The following is a 17,548-nucleotide window of genomic DNA, read 5'->3' on the forward strand; positions in this document are numbered from 1 at the left end:
TCTCTTGTATTGTAAATTTGTCAGATCGAGCTGTTCCAATACCCTTAAGACTAATTAACCATGTCAATTAGTTCACTTCCTAAAGCCCTCCGCGTCTTGGCTAAAGCCAAGCAGGTTTTTGCCCAATCCAGAAATCCTTACCCCCCTTCTTTGCGGAACGGGCGAGTTCACCAGTGGTTTAAGTGGTTAGCCCCCGGACTGTTAGTGAAACGCTGGCTGCTGATCAGTGCTAGCGGCGTGGTACTTGCCACTTTGGGTTTAGCGATTTGGACTGGGATGACTCCCATTTTCTTCTTATTGCAATTATTGAGAAATTTTTTGGCGTGGATTGCGGAAGTTGTTCCTAATTACGTGTCGGGCCCGATCGTGATTGCTGGCGGGATTTTATTAATTCTGTGGGGACAAACTCGCAGTTTGAACTCTATTACCCAAGTGCTGATGCCCGAAGGGAATGAGGAATTGGTCGATCGACTCCTCAACCACCGCCGCTTGAACCGCGGCCCGAAAATTGTGGCAATTGGGGGCGGTACGGGTCTTTCTAATTTGCTCAGGGGATTGAAGGATTACAGCGCCAAAATCACTGCTATTGTCACGGTGGCGGATGATGGGGGGTCTTCCGGGCGGCTGCGGCGGGAAATTGGGGTATTGCCGCCGGGAGACATTCGCAATTGTTTGGCTGCTTTGGCCGACGAGGAAAAGTTATTGACTGAGTTATTTCAATATCGTTTCCGGGCTGGTGACGGTTTGGTGGGTCACAGTTTTGGGAATTTGTTTTTGACAGCGATGAGCGATATTGCTGGAGATTTGGAACAGGCGATCGCCGCGAGTTCTAAAGTTTTAGCAGTTAGGGGAGAGGTGCTGCCGGCTACTCTGAGCGACGTTTCTTTGTGGGCGGAACTGGCGGACGGCCGCAGGATTGAGGGGGAGTCCAGCATTACAAAAGCTAACGGAAAAATCATCAAAATTGGCTGCACTCCTGCTAATCCTCCGGCGTTGCCCAAGGTGGCCCAAGCACTTCGGGAAGCGGATTTTATGATTATTGGGCCGGGGAGTCTTTATACGAGTGTCATTCCGAATTTGTTGGTGCCGGAAATTGCTGATGCGATCGCCAACAGCGAAGTTCCGCGCATTTATGTGTGCAATATTATGACTCAGCCGGGGGAAACTGACGGCTATACAGTTGCGGATCACATTCGGGCGATCGATCGCGCTTGCGGCAGGCCGCTGTTCGATGCTGTAGTAGTTCAAGGAAAAGTCCCTTCTGCAAAGGCTTTGATCCGCTATTCTCAGGAGGATTCTTATCCGGTTGTGCTCGATCGAGAAGCCGTAACGCAATTGGGGCGGCGAGTTGTCATCGCCAATGTCATGGATGAAGATGAAAATACGGGTTTAATTCGCCACAATTCTCAAAGGTTGGCGGGGATGTTGCTGCGTTGGTACGGCCGCGCCCAGAACATTTAAGCTGGTGACTGTTGACTGTTGACTGTTGACTGTTGACAGTTAACCATTAACTAATGACTGCTGACTACTGACTACTGACTAAGATGATACTTTCTCTTCCAGATTCTGAGGCTACGCGCAAGTTTGGTGCTGCGTTAGGTCGATCGCTCCCCCCAGGCACTGTAATCTTATTACAAGGAGATTTAGGTGCGGGCAAAACTACCTTGGTTCAAGGCATCGCTGAAGGTTTAGGAATCTCAGACTCGATCGAGAGTCCTACTTTCACCCTGATTAACGAGTATTTTGGAGGGCGAATTCCGCTGTACCATCTAGATTTGTATCGACTGGAACCCGCCGAAGCGGAGGCTTTGCACTTAGAAAGTTATTGGGACGGGTTAGAAAGGGATTTGGGAATTGTGGCGATCGAATGGGCGGAAAGATTGCAGTACAAACCAGAAAATTATTTGCAAATTTATTTGAGTTATCTAGATAACGGGCGGCAAATTGAAGTTCTTGGGAATGGCGAGTTATTGAATTGGCAATTGGAAATTTGAGAAAAGGCGATCGAATTTAAATGTTGCACCATTCTCACTCAGCCTTTTCAGCAACAGGCTTTTCGGCCTGTTCCACAACAAGAAAATTCACTCTTTGTGGAACAGGCCGAAAAGCCTGTTAAGAGAGAATGGTGTAACATCTCAGCGCGAACTTACTGTGGCGGACGATTGACACGAATCAATTTACCTCTCAAACTTTCCTCACCAGCAATAGCATCATTGATGCGTGTTGCCAACATTTATACATTCCAATTTATAATACAAACAATAATACCAGAGTGGTCAGGCTATCGGTTGTGCAGTCCGATAAAATCAAACCGATTTAATGTCAAAACAGCTCTATCTTTGCTTATAGCAAATGCTAGGACCTCTGGATCTGGAATCCCAAGTCCTGCTTTTCCTGCTTCCTGAACAGTCAGAATATTGTGACCAAAAGCGCGCAGCAATTGCACAACAGGCAAAGTAAATTGTTCGTCTGCATACAACTTCAGCATGACTCAGGCTTCCTCATTCTTGCAGATTGCTTCTTCGATTTCCTCCAGATGTGCATCAGCATAAGTCCAGACATTTACTAAGTTTGCAGCATTCAACTGGGGATAAAATTGTAGAAGTTCAGCATCGCTTGAACCTTGACGGCGCAAACTCACGAACAGCCAAACGGGAAGTCTAGTTTTGGCAATGCAAGCATCGCCGCCACACACGTCGGGAGTTTTGGTAATTCCTGGCCAGCTATTGTTTAAACTTTGGCTTAAAAGCAGGATGGCTTCAGCTTTCTCAGTCGGAGTTAAGGCCAGGAGTTGTGTTTCAAGTTCTTGGAGAAGCATTGGTAATATCGCCTTGATAATAAGGGAATATAGTCTGATAATTGTAGCACAACTTTTGGTTTCCGTCCTGGAGGCAGAAACCGGGTTTTTCAACCAAAATACTTCGTTCCGACCTTTAATCTCGGTTAAAAAACCCGGTTTCTGAGAGTCGGATCGCGATCGCGAACTGGGTTTGTCGGACAAGTCTTGTGGCTGCTTACTCAGCGTCAAATGTCAATGCTTCTCCCCTCACACTTGTATCCAATTTACCATTCTCAAAAACAACTTTTCCTCCCACAACAGTCACAACTGGCCATCCAGTTAAATTCCAACCTTCAAAGGAACTCCAGCCGCACTTGCTCGCCATCTCTGCGCCCACCACCGGGCGGTATTTCTCCAAATCAACTAAGACTAAATCTGCATCAAAACCCGGTGCTATTTGCCCTTTATTCGGAATCTTATAAGCCTTAGCAACTGCCGCCGACATCCAATGAGAAACTTGCGCCACTGTACATCTTCCTTCTACTGCTTGCGTCAGCATCAAAGGCAAAGAAGTTTCGACACCGGGCATTCCCGACGGCGTATTCGGATAATCTTGAGCTTTTTCTGCTAATGTATGCGGCGCGTGGTCAGTGGCGATAAAATCAATTACGCCGTCTAGTAAAGCTTGCCAAAGTATTTCGTTATCGCGGGGCTCGCGCAAAGGCGGATTCATCTGAGCTAAACTGCCAATTTTTTGATAGGCACTGGTATTTAACAACAAATGCTGCGGTGTCACTTCTGCTGTCACCCAACTCGGTTTTTCCTGGCGCAAAAACTCAGCTTCATCCCCCGTTGAAAGGTGCAGAATGTGCAATCGGCGCTGATATTTATTAGAAAGTTTTACTGCTAGTTGAGTTGCCAATAAAGCTGCTTGATTGTCTTGAATTTGGGAGTGAACTGCAATATCGGTAATACCAGCAAATTCTTGACGACGCTGGTTGATTCTAGCTTGGTCTTCTGCGTGCACGGCAATTAGTCGATCGCCTGCTGCAAAAATCGCCTCTAAAGTTGCTTCTCCATCCACCAACAACTGCCCGTGCATCGAACCCATAAACACCTTAATTCCCGGAGTCGGATTCGCATTCAACAAATCCGGCAAATTCTCCGGCGTTGCACCAATAAAAAAGCCGTAATTCACCAAACACTTCTCGGCAGCGCGACTTAGTTTATCATCTAAGGCAGCTTGGGTTGTGGTCAAAGGTCGCGTATTCGGCATTTCCAAAAACGATGTCACGCCGCCTTTAGCGCAAGCACAGCTAGCCGTAAATAAGTCTTCCTTGTGTTCTAAACCCGGTTCCCGGAAGTGTACCTGGGGATCAATTACTCCGGGCAACAGAGTTAAGCCTTTGGCATCTATTTCTCGATCGCCAGATTCGACAATTTCCGCAGCAACTTGGACAATTTTGCCATCGCATATTTGTACATCTCCTACCAAAAACTCACCATTGGGCAAAAGAATGCGAGCGCGACGGATTAACAAACTTGATTGGGTAGTCATAAGATATCCTTAATTCAGTAAACAGCGTGCTAGCATGGAAGCATTATTAAGTTTATAATTCGTATCCAGCTCAGTCACTACAATACCCTATGACTCGTCTAGACAAGTCAGCCGACGAAAAACCTCCGCAAGACACCGAAAATCCTTGGATCGAAGGAATTAAGACGATCGGCTTAGCAGCATTTTTGGCCTTTGGTATCCGCACCCTGGTTGCCGAAGCACGCTACATTCCCACCGGCTCGATGCTCCCAACCCTACAAATTAACGATCGATTAATTATAGATAAGGTAAGCTATAGATTCCAAGAGCCCCAGCGAGGAGATATTATCGTATTTATGCCTCCTGACCAGGCTAGTTTGTGCACGGGACAGCCACCACCGATCAAAGATGCCTATATCAAGCGAGTGATCGGACTTCCAGGGGACACTGTAGAAGTCAGAGAGGGAAAAGTTTTTATTAACAAGCAGCCGCTACAGGAAAAATATATTGAAGAAATTCCACAGTATCCCTACGGGCCTGTAGTTGTAGCCCCAAATTCTTACTTGGTGCTCGGCGACAACCGCAACGCAAGCTGTGACAGTCATTACTGGGGCTTTGTACCCAAGCAAAATATCATTGGTAGGGCAATTGTGCGTTTTTGGCCGCTAAACCGCACAGGTTCGATCGACCCCACGCCCCTTTATCCCGCTAAAAATTAGCTAGATCCCCGACAACTTCTGCGAAGTGGGGGCTCTAAGCTGACTGATATGATGTCCGGTCGATCACCCGAAATTAGGTAGGGGCGGGTTCACCAACCATAATCGTCAATAATTGACAATCTCAAAAACCCGCCCCGGTCGGGATATTATGGTTAATCGATCGGACATGATATGACTGGATCAAATCTAAAATCTAAAATCTAAAATCTAAAATCGCCTGACGTTTCGCGATCGAGAACTTTCACAACTTTGTTATACATATCCTCAGCTTCTTGCTGCGAATTGCCAATAGTTGTCACTCCCAATTTGCCAAACTCCGACAAACAACCCATTAAATGAAACACACTGCCCGTCTCAGTACCGCTGTCAAAGTGCAGTTGATTGTCAGCAATAATATCCATCAAATCGTTCGGTAATAATCCCCGATAGCGCTCTTTTTTTAAATTGTCCGAAGCGACATAATATTTGGGACGGCCCTGCAGGCTGTAAAATAATCCTGTCGAACGTTCGTACCGACCATTTGTTAACAGCTTCAGCGCCATAAACGGATGAGTTGTGCCTCCTTTCCGCAAGTTAATTTCTATTGCTTGCATATCCCATTTGCCGTCTGATTGGCGCACCGCGAGAAAATCTACTCCAAATCTCTCTAAAGCACCTTTTTCGGCTAAATTTTTCCCGACTTTCCATCCCAATTCTTGCAACGCCAGCCGGTAAGATTCGTCCGCTGGAAATCGGCAACCCAAGAAAATTTGGCCGTCTGGGCCTCCTAAAATTTGGTCGTGAGTGGAGAGGATTTCTACTTCGCCACTGGGGACAATTCTGCCTTGAACACTGGGCGAGAACTTTTCTTCTCCTTCGATAAATGCTTCGGCAATTGCCCCTAATTCGGGAATGCGGCTGCTAAAATTTTCCCAGGTTTCGCCCTTTGCTTGAAAGCGCAAATTATGCAAGTGCTCGCCAATTGCCTTCGCTCTTTCTGTAGGTGCTTTACCTGCGATCGGCTTCAAGTCTAAAATTGCATTTCCTTCCCCCGAAAAACCTTCATTTAGCTTAATTACTATCCGCTGCAAATGCGGCTGTCGCGCCCACAAATCCGCAGCAGCTTCCGCTAAATCTTCCGCATTCCAAACCAACTCGGAACCGTCAGGATAAGGCACGCCACATTCTTTGAAAATTTGCCTGCTACCGCTTTTTGTTCCCCAGTATAACAGATCGGGATCGCTAGCCCACAAAGGAATCCCCAATTGAACAGATAACTCGCGTTCTAAGGGCGTCGAGTTATAACAAACCATATAGGATTTTGTCGGCCGCACTGCTTGACGAATGCGCTCCATTAAGCGGGGACGCTCTAAAATTTTCTGGGTGAGGGATTTGGCAGAAGCATCGTAAGCACTGAATAGCACAAGCCGAGCGCGCGCGTGAGAAAATGGAATTCCCGGCAGCAATTGCAGGTAATAATCCACAATCATCGGGTGCAAGGGCTCCGAGGTAATGTAAATTAAGCGCGTGCGGGGATTTCGGAGCCGAATCAATGAAAATAAATGCCGCTCTTCGTAGTGGTAAGCACCCTCAACTTTCTGCATTTCTTGCTGATCTAAGCTGAGAGAAGGAATGATAATAATGTCACAATCTCCGCTGTCGAATTCTTCGACTGCTCGCCAACGTTCCCGTAATTCTGTCTGAAGATTGCGAAACTTCTGCGCGGATTCGGAAGATGAATTATTTAACTCTTGCATTGCATTTTATCCTAAGTATTCAAATAATTATTGCTGATGATGTCGGGTGTGTCAGCCCCAATATTTGAGACAACTCACACAGTTTTTTGTCTGACGCACCTTACCGGGAGAATTGACAAAAATGCCCAAATAGTGATTTAAGGTGCGTCAGTCGAAATATTTGAAGCAATTCAAACAGTTTTTTCTGCTCCCGCCCAAAAACCGATACCGTGCCACGTAATCCTATTGTGAATATCCAAAAATTTTAGACTAAAGTTTAATCTCCCAGATTCATCTGTGGAATAAATCTAAAATCTAAAATCTAAAATCCACTAACGCACCATACCGGGACGATCGTCCATTTCTGCCAATCTGCTCTAAGAAGCTCGCCGCGCTCGAAAAAGTCGGGCATATTCCAATATAGGCTCTAACCGCCGTTGATTTCGCTTAAATGCCGAGATCGATTTTTCCGAAGGGCGGAACACTAGGGGAGCCGAATATTTGTTCAGCAGCTCCATATCGGGCGAATGGCTCAGCAGCATCAGCCTTACATCTTTGTCGAGCAAATAACTCAGAGACAGCAAATCTCCCATGTTCGTAAAGTCGTTGCCGCGATCGCTAATTACAATTGTATCTTTAATCGATCGATTAGCTACCGCCTCTTTGTTAATAATTTTCGCAACTTCAGCATTAAAATAGCTCAAGTCTTTGCTCCACCAAGTATCAGAAAAAGCGCTGACCGTACAGGATGCTATACTTGCTGTAAATACCAAGGCTAAAATGACTTGCCAAAACCGCTGTTGAGTTTTCAGGTAACAAGCGAGCAAGTAAGCAACTGCTAGCTGCACTCCTGGAAAGCAGGAAATCAGATAGCGGCTGACGGCAGAACGTTTGCCGCCTAGAATTAGATCCGGTAACGCCAGGATCGAAAAAGGTATAAAAATTGATGTTACAATAAACAGCCAAGTTGAACTGCTAGTCCGGCGGCAGATTGTGTAAATCGCTGCCGCAATTAACAGCAAAAATGGCAATCTCAGCAGATAAGTCCAAATATTATCAAACCCGAAGTCGAAGTCAAAAAATAAAGCTGTAAAGCTGAGTGTCCACAATTTGACAAGATACAGCCAACCCGGAGATACTCGCGTCCAATCAGTCGTAGCTGATGCTCGTTCCAGGTTGGTTGCCAGCACGTAAATCCACGGAAAATACAATATTAAAGCGGCTGTTACTGCTAAAAAAAATTGGGAATTAGTTACATGACCTCGCAATTTTGTTTTTTTGACAAACAACCAGTAAGAAATTATAAAAACTCCGTGTCCGATGAGTGTTAAACTGAAGAAAGGGTGAGTGTAGAAACCAAGAGCGATCGCCAGCGAGTAAAATACCCAATTTTTCCAATCCCGCAACCGCACTGCTCTCAGCAGCAGCCAACTGCTGCCAATAACTGTGGCTGTCAGCAAACTGTACTGCCTTGCTGTCTGAGCAAACAATATGTCAAAGGGAGATAAAGCCAAAAGTGCTGTTGCTAATAACGCAGCCAAATTCGAGGCGAAAAGTTCCTGAGCTAAAGCGTACATCAAAGGCAGCGACAGCAAACTCAATATTGCTGGCAAAGTGCGGGATGCTGTTAGAGAACTGCCAAATTGCTGCATCCACCAACGAGCCATGAGAAAGTACAAAGGCGGATGCTGCGGGTCTTCGAGTGCTAAAGAACGAATTGTGTCTGCTTCCGTACTTCCCGGTTTAATCCGCTGATATTTTTGCAATTCAGGTGCGGGAAAAATGCGGTTTTGGAATAGTTCATCGTCGATTTCTTGGCGGGTGAAACCAGCGGCGCGGATTGATGTGTAAGCTTCGTCGTGCCAGTACAGTTTGCGATCGATCTCAAAAAACCGAAATCCGATACCTAGTAAAATGCCGATCGCCAATAAGTTAATCAACCAGCCGGAATTTTTGCTATTGACAGATGTGTCTTGATGTGTTGTAGATGCCATGCTTGTCCTAATTGTGGCGATTACTTGTTACCAGGCTCTTCCTGGTAACACAGATCCGGAGGCTCTGCCTCCAATTTTAATGTAAGCTTTTCGAGGCAGAGCCTCGCTTACATCGGTTCCCACACAGAGCCTGGGAACCAGTTAAATATCTTCTACATCTTGGGCCTTCTGAAGCCTGGAGCAGGCTGAACCACCCCAAAATCAAGAATCTTCAACCAAATGCTCCCAGAACCTCCAGACCCCAAAAATAACTGCTAACATACGTGTTGTACAGTTAATCAACAAGCTCCGCAAGGGGTCTACCCGCGTACCGCAAATGGCAAAAAGCAAAGATGCGTCAAAAACTTCCACTGAAAACTCAGAAAAGCAAAAAGCTCTAACTTCCGTACTCTCCCAAATCGAGCGCAGCTTTGGCAAAGGGGCGATCGTCCGATTGGGAGACTCCACTCGCATGAAGGTAGAAACCATTCCCACCGGAGCCCTGACACTGGACATTGCTTTGGGCGGCGGTTTGCCAAAAGGTCGAGTTATTGAAATTTACGGCCCGGAAAGTTCCGGTAAAACCACTCTAGCTCTCCACGCGATCTCCGAAGTCCAAAAATCCGGCGGTATCGCAGCCTTCGTCGATGCCGAACACGCCCTCGATCCCACCTACGCCTCAGCTTTAGGCGTCGATATTGAAAATCTCTTAGTTTCCCAGCCGGATACCGGCGAAATGGCCCTAGAAATAGTCGATCAACTCGTGCGTTCCGTCGCCGTCGATATCGTAGTAGTTGACTCCGTAGCCGCCCTCGTCCCCCGCGCCGAAATCGAAGGCGACATGGGCGACTCCCACATGGGTTTGCAAGCCCGCTTGATGAGTCAAGCTTTGCGGAAAATCACCGGCAACATCGGCAAATCCGGCTGTACCGTCATTTTCCTCAACCAATTGCGGCAGAAAATCGGCATAACTTACGGCAACCCGGAAACAACAACCGGCGGTAACGCACTCAAGTTCTACGCCAGCGTGCGGCTCGATATTCGCCGCATTCAAAGCTTGAAAAAAGGTACAGAAGAATACGGCAACCGCACGAAAGTTAAAGTTGCTAAAAATAAAGTTGCTCCGCCTTTCCGCATTGCCGAATTTGACATTGTATTTGGCAAAGGCATTTCTACTTTAGGCTGTCTGACTGACTTGGCCGACGAAATGGGAGTAATCATCAAAAAAGGTTCTTGGTATAGCTACAACGGAGAGAACATAGCTCAAGGACGAGACAAAGTGATCCAGCACATGGAGAAAAACATCGATTTCAAAAATGAAATTGAGGAGCTAGTTAAAAAGAAACTTGAGACTGGTGCTCTGGTTTCTGCTAATTCTGTCGCTCCTATTGAGGTAGATGATGTAGATGATGTAGATGATGTAGATGATGTAGATGATGTAGATGATGTAGATGGCTTGGACGAAGAAATCTAAGCACCGGAATGACAAGCGAGGACACGGCAGTGCCGTCTCCCTACAATCGATCGTGGTAGGGACACTCCAAAAGCCCATTGGTGTCAACTTAAGGTAAAAGCCCGCCAAGTCCGTTAGTCATCCCACGAGTCCGCCAGGGGTTTTAACCCCTGTCGGACTGCGGGTTTAACGTTAAGTTGACACTAACGGGCATTGCCGTGTCCTCCGTTTATATCATTCCGATGAAGAGCCCAATTGATATAAGCTGTTCGACATCTAAATTGCATTTTTTGTGCGGGCTTTCTGGCCCAACCCCTACTCCCCACAAGAACTTGACCAAATTTTTACTGTGCAGTTTAAATGCACAACAGCTTAAACCAGTAACACAGCCATAGAACCAGTAAATTGACCGGACATCATATGAGATCGGGATTGCCGAATATATTGCGGATTGCTATACTTGTACAGTAAGTAGTACAAGTGTCAACTACATGAATATTGTTTCTTTTAGCGAAGCGAGAAATAACCTCAAGGCTGTTTTAGACAGAGTAGTGGAAGATACGGACTATACCATCATCACTAGACGGGATGCGGAGGATGCCGTGGTGATGTCGCTAGAGTTATTTAATAGTTTGCTGGAAACAGTTCATTTACTCAAATCTCCCGCCAATGCTGCCCATTTGGAGCGTTCTATTGCTCAGTTTAAGCAGGGGAAAGTGGTGGAGCGAAATTTGTTGGATGACTAGAAAGTTAGCATGGACGGATGAGGCTTGGGGCGATTATTTATATTGGCAAGGGCAAGACAAGAAAACGTTAAAACGAATTAACAAGCTAATTGAGGCAACAATCCGATTGCCGTTTGAGGGGATGGGAAAGCCAGAACCACTGAGGGAGAACTTGGCTGCTTTTTGGTCGCGGCGAATTGATGATACGAATCGATTAGTTTATGCTGTGGATGACGAGTATCTAACGATTATCTCTTGTCGATACCGCTATTCTGATTGACATCCTCCTTAGCAGGCTGTAGCTATGGTGCGGTGTTTTTGTTTAACAGGAAAGTCGGCGATTCTTTGAGCAGTTTAATTTTCATTTTATGATGATAGCGAGTTTCTATTTAACGGGCGAGCGTAACTTTTGTCACGCTATGTAAGTTTTGCAGGATAAACAGGGATGAGAGGGTACTCCTTTGCATGGCAATTGTTATGCAGTGATTGATTGTTTAGTAGTGCAGCCACAAAATAACGCGGACTTTTTATTTAAATTGCATATTCGAGGCGGGCGGGACGCCCAACCCCTACTCCCCACAAGAGTTTTATTGTTTTTTGACATACAATTTAAATCCACAACAGCTTAGGATCGCGAATTAAATAACTTATAATTTTAATTGTTATTGTGGGATGGGCTCTTATAGCCCGTCATGAGTGGACGGGATCTTAGGCCCATCCCACTTTCAAGAGTGGAAGTTATTTAATTCTCATTCCTTATCCCAACAGAATTGTTTTCAAAATACTCCTTGTAAACTGGATTCATGTCTTTTCGTGAGCCGCGTGGCTATGACAGCGGAACTGGGAGGAACTCATATTTGTAAAAACACTTCTTCTGGCTCCTTCCTTCTGACTTCTGCCTCTTGCCTCAAAACTCCAATTTTGGGGCTGGCTGCTTTCATTGAGATGCTCCCAATTTACAAACACTTACTCAGGCATAGAAACTGGCTGAACGTATTGAGAATTAGCGCGCACATAACAGTTTTGTCTTGTCCGCAACCAGGGTTGACCGTTCGCCATCGTAATCGCATTTACTCCCCTGAGTTCAGCAGCAATTGTATCTCTATCCGCGCGGTAAATTTGTTGAATTGCTCCGTTTGGAGTCTTGCGACAGTTGAGTTGTCCATCTCGCGACGTGACTCGCCAAGCAGGCCAAGTTCCAGAACCAGCAGTTTCAGTCAACCAAGTATTAGAATTGCTAGAAGTATAGTCGCCACTTGCATTAGGACGCGGTAAAGATTCGACTAAATTTACTTTAAATGTCTGGCCAATAGAAGGACAATTTTCTCCTCCTTTCACCTTCCAAGTAACTTCGGCTCCCAATTGGCTGTTCCTTCTAACTTGACGCCTAACAATGGTAATATCCCCAGAACAAACCATTTTTCTGCCAGGGCCCGCTGCACTGTCTTTGAAAGTCCCATTGTAATAGTAAGAGCCTGCTGCTCCTTCGGAACGGGTAATTTGAATATTGCCCAAAAATTCCCGATTGCCTACTTTGGTCAAGTAAAAACCTCTGCGATTGTTCCCTTTTTCTGACAGGTTTAAAGTAGTTTTACCGTTGGGATTAACATAAGTCGTAGCGCTAGCAGCACCGCACCAAATTAATGACAGAACTCCTGTGGATAACAAAATGGATAGTTTTTTCACAGCAACACCTTGTATGATATTAATCTCTACTTTATTTGTAGCTGTTGGTGAAGATATTTGACCAGTCACTCAAATGAGTGACACTCATTTGAGCAACATTCTAACTATATACGGGCCATCCCCATGATTGCGACTACAAATTCGGCAACTACGGGGGATTGACACTACTGCGTAATTGCCAAACATCAACTATACATAACTTCACCTTGCTTCAGCTCCCTTCTACTCTCTTCACTTGTATGCACCTGCATCACCATGCCTGCAAGCTTCCACTTCTGACTCATTGCAAGTTCTAATAATTAGCAGCAGAATAAATTTATATACGTAAGTAAGGGAGTTCCAATCACCGCTAAATACTGTAGATTTTACGGGTACTTCCCGGTGGGTCAAGTTGGGATTCCAAACACTAGGGCGATGTTTACAGATAGCAGATTTCACATCTAAGAATGTTTGTAAAGAAATGTAAAAGCTCCTGAAAGCCAATTGCTGTGACAGAAAGTACGGTTTCTAAGCTGAGTCGGGAAAAAAAATCGTCTTGATTCAGCGCAAAAATGAACTTGACAAACACAAATTAATTGGCTCGAAACTTAAATCATTGTTGAAGGGAGAATGAATTATGGCTGACGGTCAATTAGGAGTTATATTAAAGATGGCTCAAACAATTAATCCTCAAATTGAGAGCGATCGACATTTTGAAATAGACTTGGCAAAATTGCGCCAACTGCCAGCAGGAACATTAGGGTGCGAAGTGGCGCGATTTCTAGACGAACAAGGCTTTGAGCCGATCGCATCGGGAGACTGGATTGGTGCGAAACCACGACGTTTAACCGGTTCTGACTGGTCTTTCAGCTTCAACAGAAGATGAATTGGTACTTCAAGCGTTTACTCGCGCTCAAGTATTTCGTCCTTCTTGTGCGATTTTAGTGTTAGTTAGACCCATCGGCGGGTTAAGTTGCGCGATCGGACAAATTATCAAAGGCTTAAAACACGGAAAATTAGCCACTCAGTTAATTAATTGGGACGTTGCATCTGATTGGGAAAATCCTTTATCTGAAGATCGAGAAAAACTCGGAATTCAACCATTCATTGATTAGATTTTAACTTGTTACCTCACTGCAAAAGTATGCAAAGCAAAAGTTACAAACCGGAAATTAGCCTGAGTCCACGCGAAAGAGCGATCGCGCAATTAGTAGCCCAAGGGCTGCCCAACAAATGTATTGCCAAAAATTTAAATATCAGTCACTGGACGGTTGCTACTTACGTGAGGCGGATTTTTATCAAACTCGGTGTTTGTTCCAGAACTGCGATGATTGCACTGCTGATCCAAGAAAATTTGCTCTGGGACTGATCAATAAGTCAATACGCTTCAGTTAAGCCCGATCCCCCCTAGCCCCCCTTCTTAAGGGGGGAACAAGAACTTACTCAAAGTCCCCTTTCTTAAGGGGGATTTAGGGGGATCTCCGAGGAATAAACAGTTTTAACCCAAGCGTATTGATCAATAAGTAGGGTGCGTCAGATATTAAGAACGGGCAAGATGCCCGTTCCACAAAAATTCAATCTTCTTGTGGAACGGGCATCTTGCCCGTTCTTATTTGCAAGCGTTAATTTTTTTCTATGCCAAAGCCACAGAACGAGAAGAATTTCTCAGGAAACTCAGCAATTCTCGATTCACCGTTTGCGGCGCTTCCTGCTGAATCCAGTGACCGCAGTGAGGAACTAATTTCAACTTAAACGGAGCCGTAATTAATCTGTCTAAACCTTCTACAAGTTTGTGGCTCAAAAACGCATCTTCTTCTCCCCAAAGCACCAAAGTAGGCACTGTCACAGGTTCTAATTTCTCCGCCAAATGCCACAGCCTCTGCGGATGAAACATCTGCCGGTAATAATTGATAGCGGCGGCTAATACTCCCGGCTTTTCTAAAGCAGTCTGATAAATCTTAGTTTCCTCAGCGCTAAAAGATCCTTTGCGAACAGCTTGTCCTTGGAAAACATTGTGAACAAAATCTTTTAAGTTGTGCCGGATCAACCATTCGGGAATGCCGGGAACCTGAAACGCCAAAACGTACCAACTGCGGCGGATTTGATCTATATTGCTCGCCATTTCCTGCACGAATCGCTGCGGGTGCGGAGCGTTTAAAATTGCCAAGCGGTTGAGTTGTTCGGGGAATTTTTGAGCTAAGTGCCACGCAATCGCCCCTCCCCAATCATGACCTACAACGTGAGCTTTTGTATAACCGAGGCTCGAAATCAAACCGCGAATATCCGCGCTCAGCGTATCTAAATCATAGCCGCTTTCCGGCTTGTCGGAATCGTTGTAGCCCCGCAAATCCGGCACTACCACCTTGAAATGACGCGCTAAAGCAGGGATTTGATGACGCCAAGAGTACCAAAACTCTGGAAACCCATGCAGGAGGAGAACGAGCTCGCCTTCTCCTTGAGAAACACAGTGCAGGCGGATGTTATTGGTTTCGACAAAGATGTGTTGCTGTTCGGAATCGAAAGAATTCATAGTTGGAAAGTTAGACTTATTTTCGGGAAGTACACAACCCGCCGACTGGTAGCAGGCTGAAACGGCCCAATGGTGTTAATTTTTCTACTTTTATTGTAGCTGCTTTTCGATCCCCGTCGGCGCAATCTAATGAAACTTAAAACTTGTAGGGTTTTGGGGTGTCCGGTTTTTTAGGTGTAACTACTGACTGCAAGTTTATCGCCTTAAATGTATTGTTTTAACAGCGGCGCAGGCGATTCAATAATAGCACAATTTCGTCCGTTGCCGATCGCATTTTTGCAGTCGATAGGTCAGATTGATTGACGATAATGCTAAACACCAGTGGCTCATAATTTGGAACTTCGATATATCCCGACAGCGCCGAAACTCCGCTCATAGTTCCTGTTTTTGCTTGCAAATTTACGCGGTTTGGTGTAATCTTAAAGCGATTTTTTAAAGTGCCGCTCTCGCCAGCGATCGGCAGTGACTGGCGGTAAATAGATGCAGCAGGTGAATTGGCCATCAATCTCAAAGTTTGCACCAAGGCTTCGGGACTAATTAAATTGTGCCGAGACAAGCCGGAACCGTCGGCTAATCTGTAGCTGTTGGGATTTACTCCTAATTGAGTTAAAGCTGTTTTTAACTCTTTCAAACCGCTTTCACCTGTATCCTCTTGTGGCACAGGCATCTTGCCTGTAACTTTTCCCAGCAATCTCAATAAAACTTCTGCATAAAGATTGTTGCTTTCGCGATTAGTTTCTTTCACCAATTCCGCCAGCGGCGGTGATTCAACAGTCGCTAATTCTTGATTTAAATTGCGAGAAGCCGATGCAACTAAAGCCTGTTTAACAGGAATTCCCTCAGCCGCCAGGGCTTGTTGAAAATACTGCAAAAAATTATTAGCGGGGTTGACAACTGCGACATAAGCTGATTCAGGTTCTGCACCAACTTGCAACTGTCCGCTGACTCGAATTATAGGTCGATCGAACTCACGACCAATTTCAATAAACTCAGATTCATTTTGGGCGACTGTTACTGAATTGTTCTGAACTTGCCACTGATTTGCCAGCTTTGGTTCGGCAAAAGTAACTTTCAGAGGTTGCCCCAGAGCCTGCGGGGACAAAAGAAGGTCGATCGCGTTTTGATTGAAAATTAAACTGTTAACCGGCGCGCCGTAGCCAGCTTGCGCGTCTTCCCATTCCCAATTCGGATTGACTGCACTGCCTTGAAAATAGCTGTCATCGCCAATCAACTGGTTAACTTGACTGATTCCCCGCTGCTTCAACTGCTGCGCCAAAGATTTCAACTGAGCCTCAGCAATGCTCGGATCTCCCCTGCCGGCAACGTACAAACTGCCATTTTCGCCGCTGTAAACCGAAGTCTTAATCCGAAAATCTGCACCGAGTTTCTGCAAAGCAGCGGCTGTGGTTAGCAGCTTGGCATTTGATGCTGGAATAAAATATTTTTGGGCGTCGCGGCTGTAGAGAGTAGCAGTAGAAGATAGAGGTTGAATCAAAATGCCCCAGCGCGATCGGCTAAATTCGGGACGGTTGGCGATCGCATCTACTTGCGCCCCCAATTCCCCAGGACAAATATCCCCAGCAACCGCCGAAGTTTGAGCAGCAACCGCCGACGGACGCCCAAGCACCAGCACTAACAAACTAAGCGCAATTCCTTGGATTTTCAAAGTGCCAGTTCCTTAACAATAACTATTAAAATTAGATGCGCCCGATATTGGAAGTTTCACCGAATCAAGTCAATATTAATAATAATAACGCGCATGAATTCTCGGATTAAATAGCGCCTCTACAGGTTTTCCCCCTTTGAGGTGCTCTTCCACAATTAACACTACATCACTCGGTTTAACTCGACAATACCAAATTTCGTCTGGGGTAACTCGCACAGTCGGGCCAGTGGTGCACTGTCCCTGACAGCTACAGGCCTCCACTTTTACCCCGGCAACTTGTTGAGCTTCAAAAGCAGCTAGCACTGCTGCTGAACCATTTTTCAGGCAAGATTGATACTGGCAAACCAATACACAGCGCGCTTCTGGTTGCGAGTCTGGTTCTGTGGCTGGAGATTCTGGCATTGGTAAGGATTTATCCGCTCTTTAAGATATCTTAACAATCTTTTGACATCCTCACCGGCCTGAAGGCGCGGTGATTCCCTACCAGTCGAACAGAGTTAACTGTTCGTACTTTAGACGGGTTGACAGTTCATCGGGAACTGCCTCAATTGAGGTCTTACACTCCCTCCCTGCCCATTTTGAGTCGTGGATATGCCCTACCCCGACTTGTTCTATATTTTTTGAGGCGTTGTCGTCTCTGTCGTGAAGAGTGCCGCAATTCATACAGACAATTTCTCTCACCGAAAGGTCTAACTTGCCCCAGCGGTAACCAGGGTAAACGCATCTAAATTAATTTGACAAACACCTAAATTTGTGCATTACTAAATAACTAAAAAAAACTTTTAA

General features: G+C 45.6%; 19 protein-coding genes. 9 read left to right on the top strand and 10 right to left on the bottom strand.

All coding sequences use genetic code 11. The features are described 5' to 3' along the window. Positions 1–60 precede the first annotated feature (60 nt). Together QUA50_RS12090 and tsaE are read left to right on the top strand one after the other, a co-directional pair. Entirely contained in the window at positions 61–1,461 is a 1,401-nt protein-coding gene (locus tag QUA50_RS12090) for a gluconeogenesis factor YvcK family protein (RefSeq protein WP_333264417.1), read from the top strand. An 83-nt stretch (positions 1,462–1,544) separates the two neighbouring features. Then, positions 1,545–1,994 carry a tRNA (adenosine(37)-N6)-threonylcarbamoyltransferase complex ATPase subunit type 1 TsaE gene (tsaE, locus tag QUA50_RS12095; protein ID WP_333264420.1) on the top strand — a complete coding sequence of 150 codons (450 nt, stop codon included), beginning with the start codon at positions 1,545–1,547 and terminating at the stop codon, positions 1,992–1,994. Positions 1,995–2,281: 287 nt separating this feature from the next. Here tsaE and QUA50_RS29265 read toward each other — a convergent pair whose 3' ends face one another. From QUA50_RS29265 to QUA50_RS12110, 3 genes are all read right to left on the bottom strand, one after another. Then, positions 2,282–2,488, bottom strand: a complete 207-nt coding sequence (locus QUA50_RS29265; protein WP_445243159.1) for a DUF5615 family PIN-like protein — start codon at positions 2,486–2,488, stop codon at positions 2,282–2,284. A gap of 3 nt (positions 2,489–2,491) precedes the next feature. Further along, complete coding sequence (locus QUA50_RS12105; protein WP_333264423.1) at positions 2,492–2,818, bottom strand: DUF433 domain-containing protein; 327 nt, start codon at positions 2,816–2,818, stop codon at positions 2,492–2,494. A 196-nt stretch (positions 2,819–3,014) separates the two neighbouring features. Continuing rightward, positions 3,015–4,337 (bottom strand): dihydroorotase, encoded by a 1,323-nt coding sequence (locus QUA50_RS12110; protein ID WP_333264426.1) that lies wholly within the window; start codon positions 4,335–4,337, stop codon positions 3,015–3,017. Between the two features lie 89 nt (positions 4,338–4,426). On the opposite strand from QUA50_RS12110, the gene lepB reads away from it, so the two are divergent. Beyond that, entirely contained in the window at positions 4,427–5,035 is a 609-nt protein-coding gene (gene lepB / locus QUA50_RS12115; protein ID WP_333210444.1) for a signal peptidase I, read from the top strand. Positions 5,036–5,235: 200 nt separating this feature from the next. Here the strand turns inward: lepB and QUA50_RS12120 are convergent, their stop codons facing one another. Both QUA50_RS12120 and QUA50_RS12125 read right to left on the bottom strand, forming a co-directional pair. After that, positions 5,236–6,771 (bottom strand): peptide ligase PGM1-related protein, encoded by a 1,536-nt coding sequence (locus QUA50_RS12120; RefSeq protein ID WP_333264428.1) that lies wholly within the window; start codon positions 6,769–6,771, stop codon positions 5,236–5,238. 356 nt (positions 6,772–7,127) lie between these two features. Then, complete coding sequence (locus QUA50_RS12125) at positions 7,128–8,744, bottom strand: glycosyltransferase family 39 protein (RefSeq protein ID WP_333264431.1); 1,617 nt, start codon at positions 8,742–8,744, stop codon at positions 7,128–7,130. A gap of 316 nt (positions 8,745–9,060) precedes the next feature. Here QUA50_RS12125 and recA point away from each other — a divergent pair, with 316 nt between their 5' ends. The 3 genes from recA to QUA50_RS12140 all read left to right on the top strand — a co-directional run bounded on the left by recA (position 9,061) and on the right by QUA50_RS12140 (position 11,181). After that, on the top strand, positions 9,061–10,197 hold the full coding sequence (recA, locus tag QUA50_RS12130; protein ID WP_333264434.1) for a recombinase RecA: 1,137 nt from the start codon (positions 9,061–9,063) through the stop codon (positions 10,195–10,197). Between the two features lie 470 nt (positions 10,198–10,667). Then, a complete protein-coding gene (locus tag QUA50_RS12135) occupies positions 10,668–10,922 on the top strand; it encodes a type II toxin-antitoxin system prevent-host-death family antitoxin (protein WP_333264437.1) in 255 nt (84 codons plus the stop codon). Next, positions 10,915–11,181: a Txe/YoeB family addiction module toxin gene (locus QUA50_RS12140; protein ID WP_333264440.1), complete on the top strand. Its 267-nt coding sequence runs from the start codon at positions 10,915–10,917 to the stop codon at positions 11,179–11,181. Before QUA50_RS12135 ends, QUA50_RS12140 begins: the two co-directional genes overlap by 8 nt. A 686-nt stretch (positions 11,182–11,867) precedes the next feature. On the opposite strand, the gene QUA50_RS12145 is transcribed toward QUA50_RS12140, so the two are convergent. Continuing rightward, on the bottom strand, positions 11,868–12,587 hold the full coding sequence (locus tag QUA50_RS12145; RefSeq protein WP_333298692.1) for a hypothetical protein: 720 nt from the start codon (positions 12,585–12,587) through the stop codon (positions 11,868–11,870). 616 nt (positions 12,588–13,203) lie between these two features. Here QUA50_RS12145 and QUA50_RS12150 point away from each other — a divergent pair. The 3 genes from QUA50_RS12150 to QUA50_RS12160 are packed head-to-tail and all read left to right on the top strand — an operon-like array spanning position 13,204 to position 13,935. Next, complete coding sequence (locus tag QUA50_RS12150; protein WP_333264445.1) at positions 13,204–13,452, top strand: hypothetical protein; 249 nt, start codon at positions 13,204–13,206, stop codon at positions 13,450–13,452. A gap of 1 nt (position 13,453) precedes the next feature. Further along, positions 13,454–13,681, top strand: coding sequence for a hypothetical protein (locus QUA50_RS12155; RefSeq protein ID WP_333264447.1), 228 nt, complete (start codon positions 13,454–13,456; stop codon positions 13,679–13,681). A gap of 29 nt (positions 13,682–13,710) precedes the next feature. After that, entirely contained in the window at positions 13,711–13,935 is a 225-nt protein-coding gene (locus QUA50_RS12160) for a helix-turn-helix transcriptional regulator (RefSeq protein WP_333036912.1), read from the top strand. A 264-nt stretch (positions 13,936–14,199) separates the two neighbouring features. On the opposite strand, the gene QUA50_RS12165 is transcribed toward QUA50_RS12160, so the two are convergent. The 4 genes from QUA50_RS12165 to QUA50_RS12180 form a co-directional block, all read right to left on the bottom strand. Next, positions 14,200–15,096, bottom strand: a complete 897-nt coding sequence (locus QUA50_RS12165) for an alpha/beta hydrolase (protein WP_333264450.1) — start codon at positions 15,094–15,096, stop codon at positions 14,200–14,202. Positions 15,097–15,313: 217 nt separating this feature from the next. Continuing rightward, the gene (gene dacB, locus QUA50_RS12170; RefSeq protein ID WP_445243160.1) at positions 15,314–16,756 is read right to left on the bottom strand and encodes a D-alanyl-D-alanine carboxypeptidase/D-alanyl-D-alanine endopeptidase; all 1,443 of its coding nucleotides are present in this window, start codon (positions 16,754–16,756) and stop codon (positions 15,314–15,316) included. A gap of 81 nt (positions 16,757–16,837) precedes the next feature. Further along, complete coding sequence (locus QUA50_RS12175) at positions 16,838–17,164, bottom strand: (2Fe-2S) ferredoxin domain-containing protein (RefSeq protein ID WP_333264456.1); 327 nt, start codon at positions 17,162–17,164, stop codon at positions 16,838–16,840. Between the two features lie 78 nt (positions 17,165–17,242). Continuing rightward, complete coding sequence (locus tag QUA50_RS12180) at positions 17,243–17,443, bottom strand: hypothetical protein (protein ID WP_445243158.1); 201 nt, start codon at positions 17,441–17,443, stop codon at positions 17,243–17,245. Positions 17,444–17,548 lie beyond the last annotated feature (105 nt).

Source organism: Microcoleus sp. M2_D5, assembly GCF_036701935.1.
Classification (GTDB): Bacteria; Cyanobacteriota; Cyanobacteriia; order Cyanobacteriales; family Microcoleaceae; genus Microcoleus.

Excerpts from the sequence above, each read along its gene's own strand:
- QUA50_RS12135 (WP_333264437.1), top strand. The coding sequence starts at position 10,668 with ATGAATATTGTTTCTTTTAGCGAAGCGAGAAATAACCTCAAGGCTGTT.
- QUA50_RS12125 (WP_333264431.1), bottom strand. The coding sequence starts at position 8,744 with ATGGCATCTACAACACATCAAGACACATCTGTCAATAGCAAAAATTCC.
- QUA50_RS12105 (WP_333264423.1), bottom strand. The coding sequence starts at position 2,818 with ATGCTTCTCCAAGAACTTGAAACACAACTCCTGGCCTTAACTCCGACT.
- lepB (WP_333210444.1), top strand. The coding sequence starts at position 4,427 with ATGACTCGTCTAGACAAGTCAGCCGACGAAAAACCTCCGCAAGACACC.
- QUA50_RS12175 (WP_333264456.1), bottom strand. The coding sequence starts at position 17,164 with ATGCCAGAATCTCCAGCCACAGAACCAGACTCGCAACCAGAAGCGCGC.
- tsaE (WP_333264420.1), top strand. The coding sequence starts at position 1,545 with ATGATACTTTCTCTTCCAGATTCTGAGGCTACGCGCAAGTTTGGTGCT.
- recA (WP_333264434.1), top strand. The coding sequence starts at position 9,061 with ATGGCAAAAAGCAAAGATGCGTCAAAAACTTCCACTGAAAACTCAGAA.
- QUA50_RS12120 (WP_333264428.1), bottom strand. The coding sequence starts at position 6,771 with ATGCAAGAGTTAAATAATTCATCTTCCGAATCCGCGCAGAAGTTTCGC.
- QUA50_RS12150 (WP_333264445.1), top strand. The coding sequence starts at position 13,204 with ATGGCTGACGGTCAATTAGGAGTTATATTAAAGATGGCTCAAACAATT.
- QUA50_RS12090 (WP_333264417.1), top strand. The coding sequence starts at position 61 with ATGTCAATTAGTTCACTTCCTAAAGCCCTCCGCGTCTTGGCTAAAGCC.
- QUA50_RS12110 (WP_333264426.1), bottom strand. The coding sequence starts at position 4,337 with ATGACTACCCAATCAAGTTTGTTAATCCGTCGCGCTCGCATTCTTTTG.
- QUA50_RS12165 (WP_333264450.1), bottom strand. The coding sequence starts at position 15,096 with ATGAATTCTTTCGATTCCGAACAGCAACACATCTTTGTCGAAACCAAT.
- QUA50_RS12160 (WP_333036912.1), top strand. The coding sequence starts at position 13,711 with ATGCAAAGCAAAAGTTACAAACCGGAAATTAGCCTGAGTCCACGCGAA.
- QUA50_RS12140 (WP_333264440.1), top strand. The coding sequence starts at position 10,915 with ATGACTAGAAAGTTAGCATGGACGGATGAGGCTTGGGGCGATTATTTA.
- QUA50_RS29265 (WP_445243159.1), bottom strand. The coding sequence starts at position 2,488 with ATGCTGAAGTTGTATGCAGACGAACAATTTACTTTGCCTGTTGTGCAA.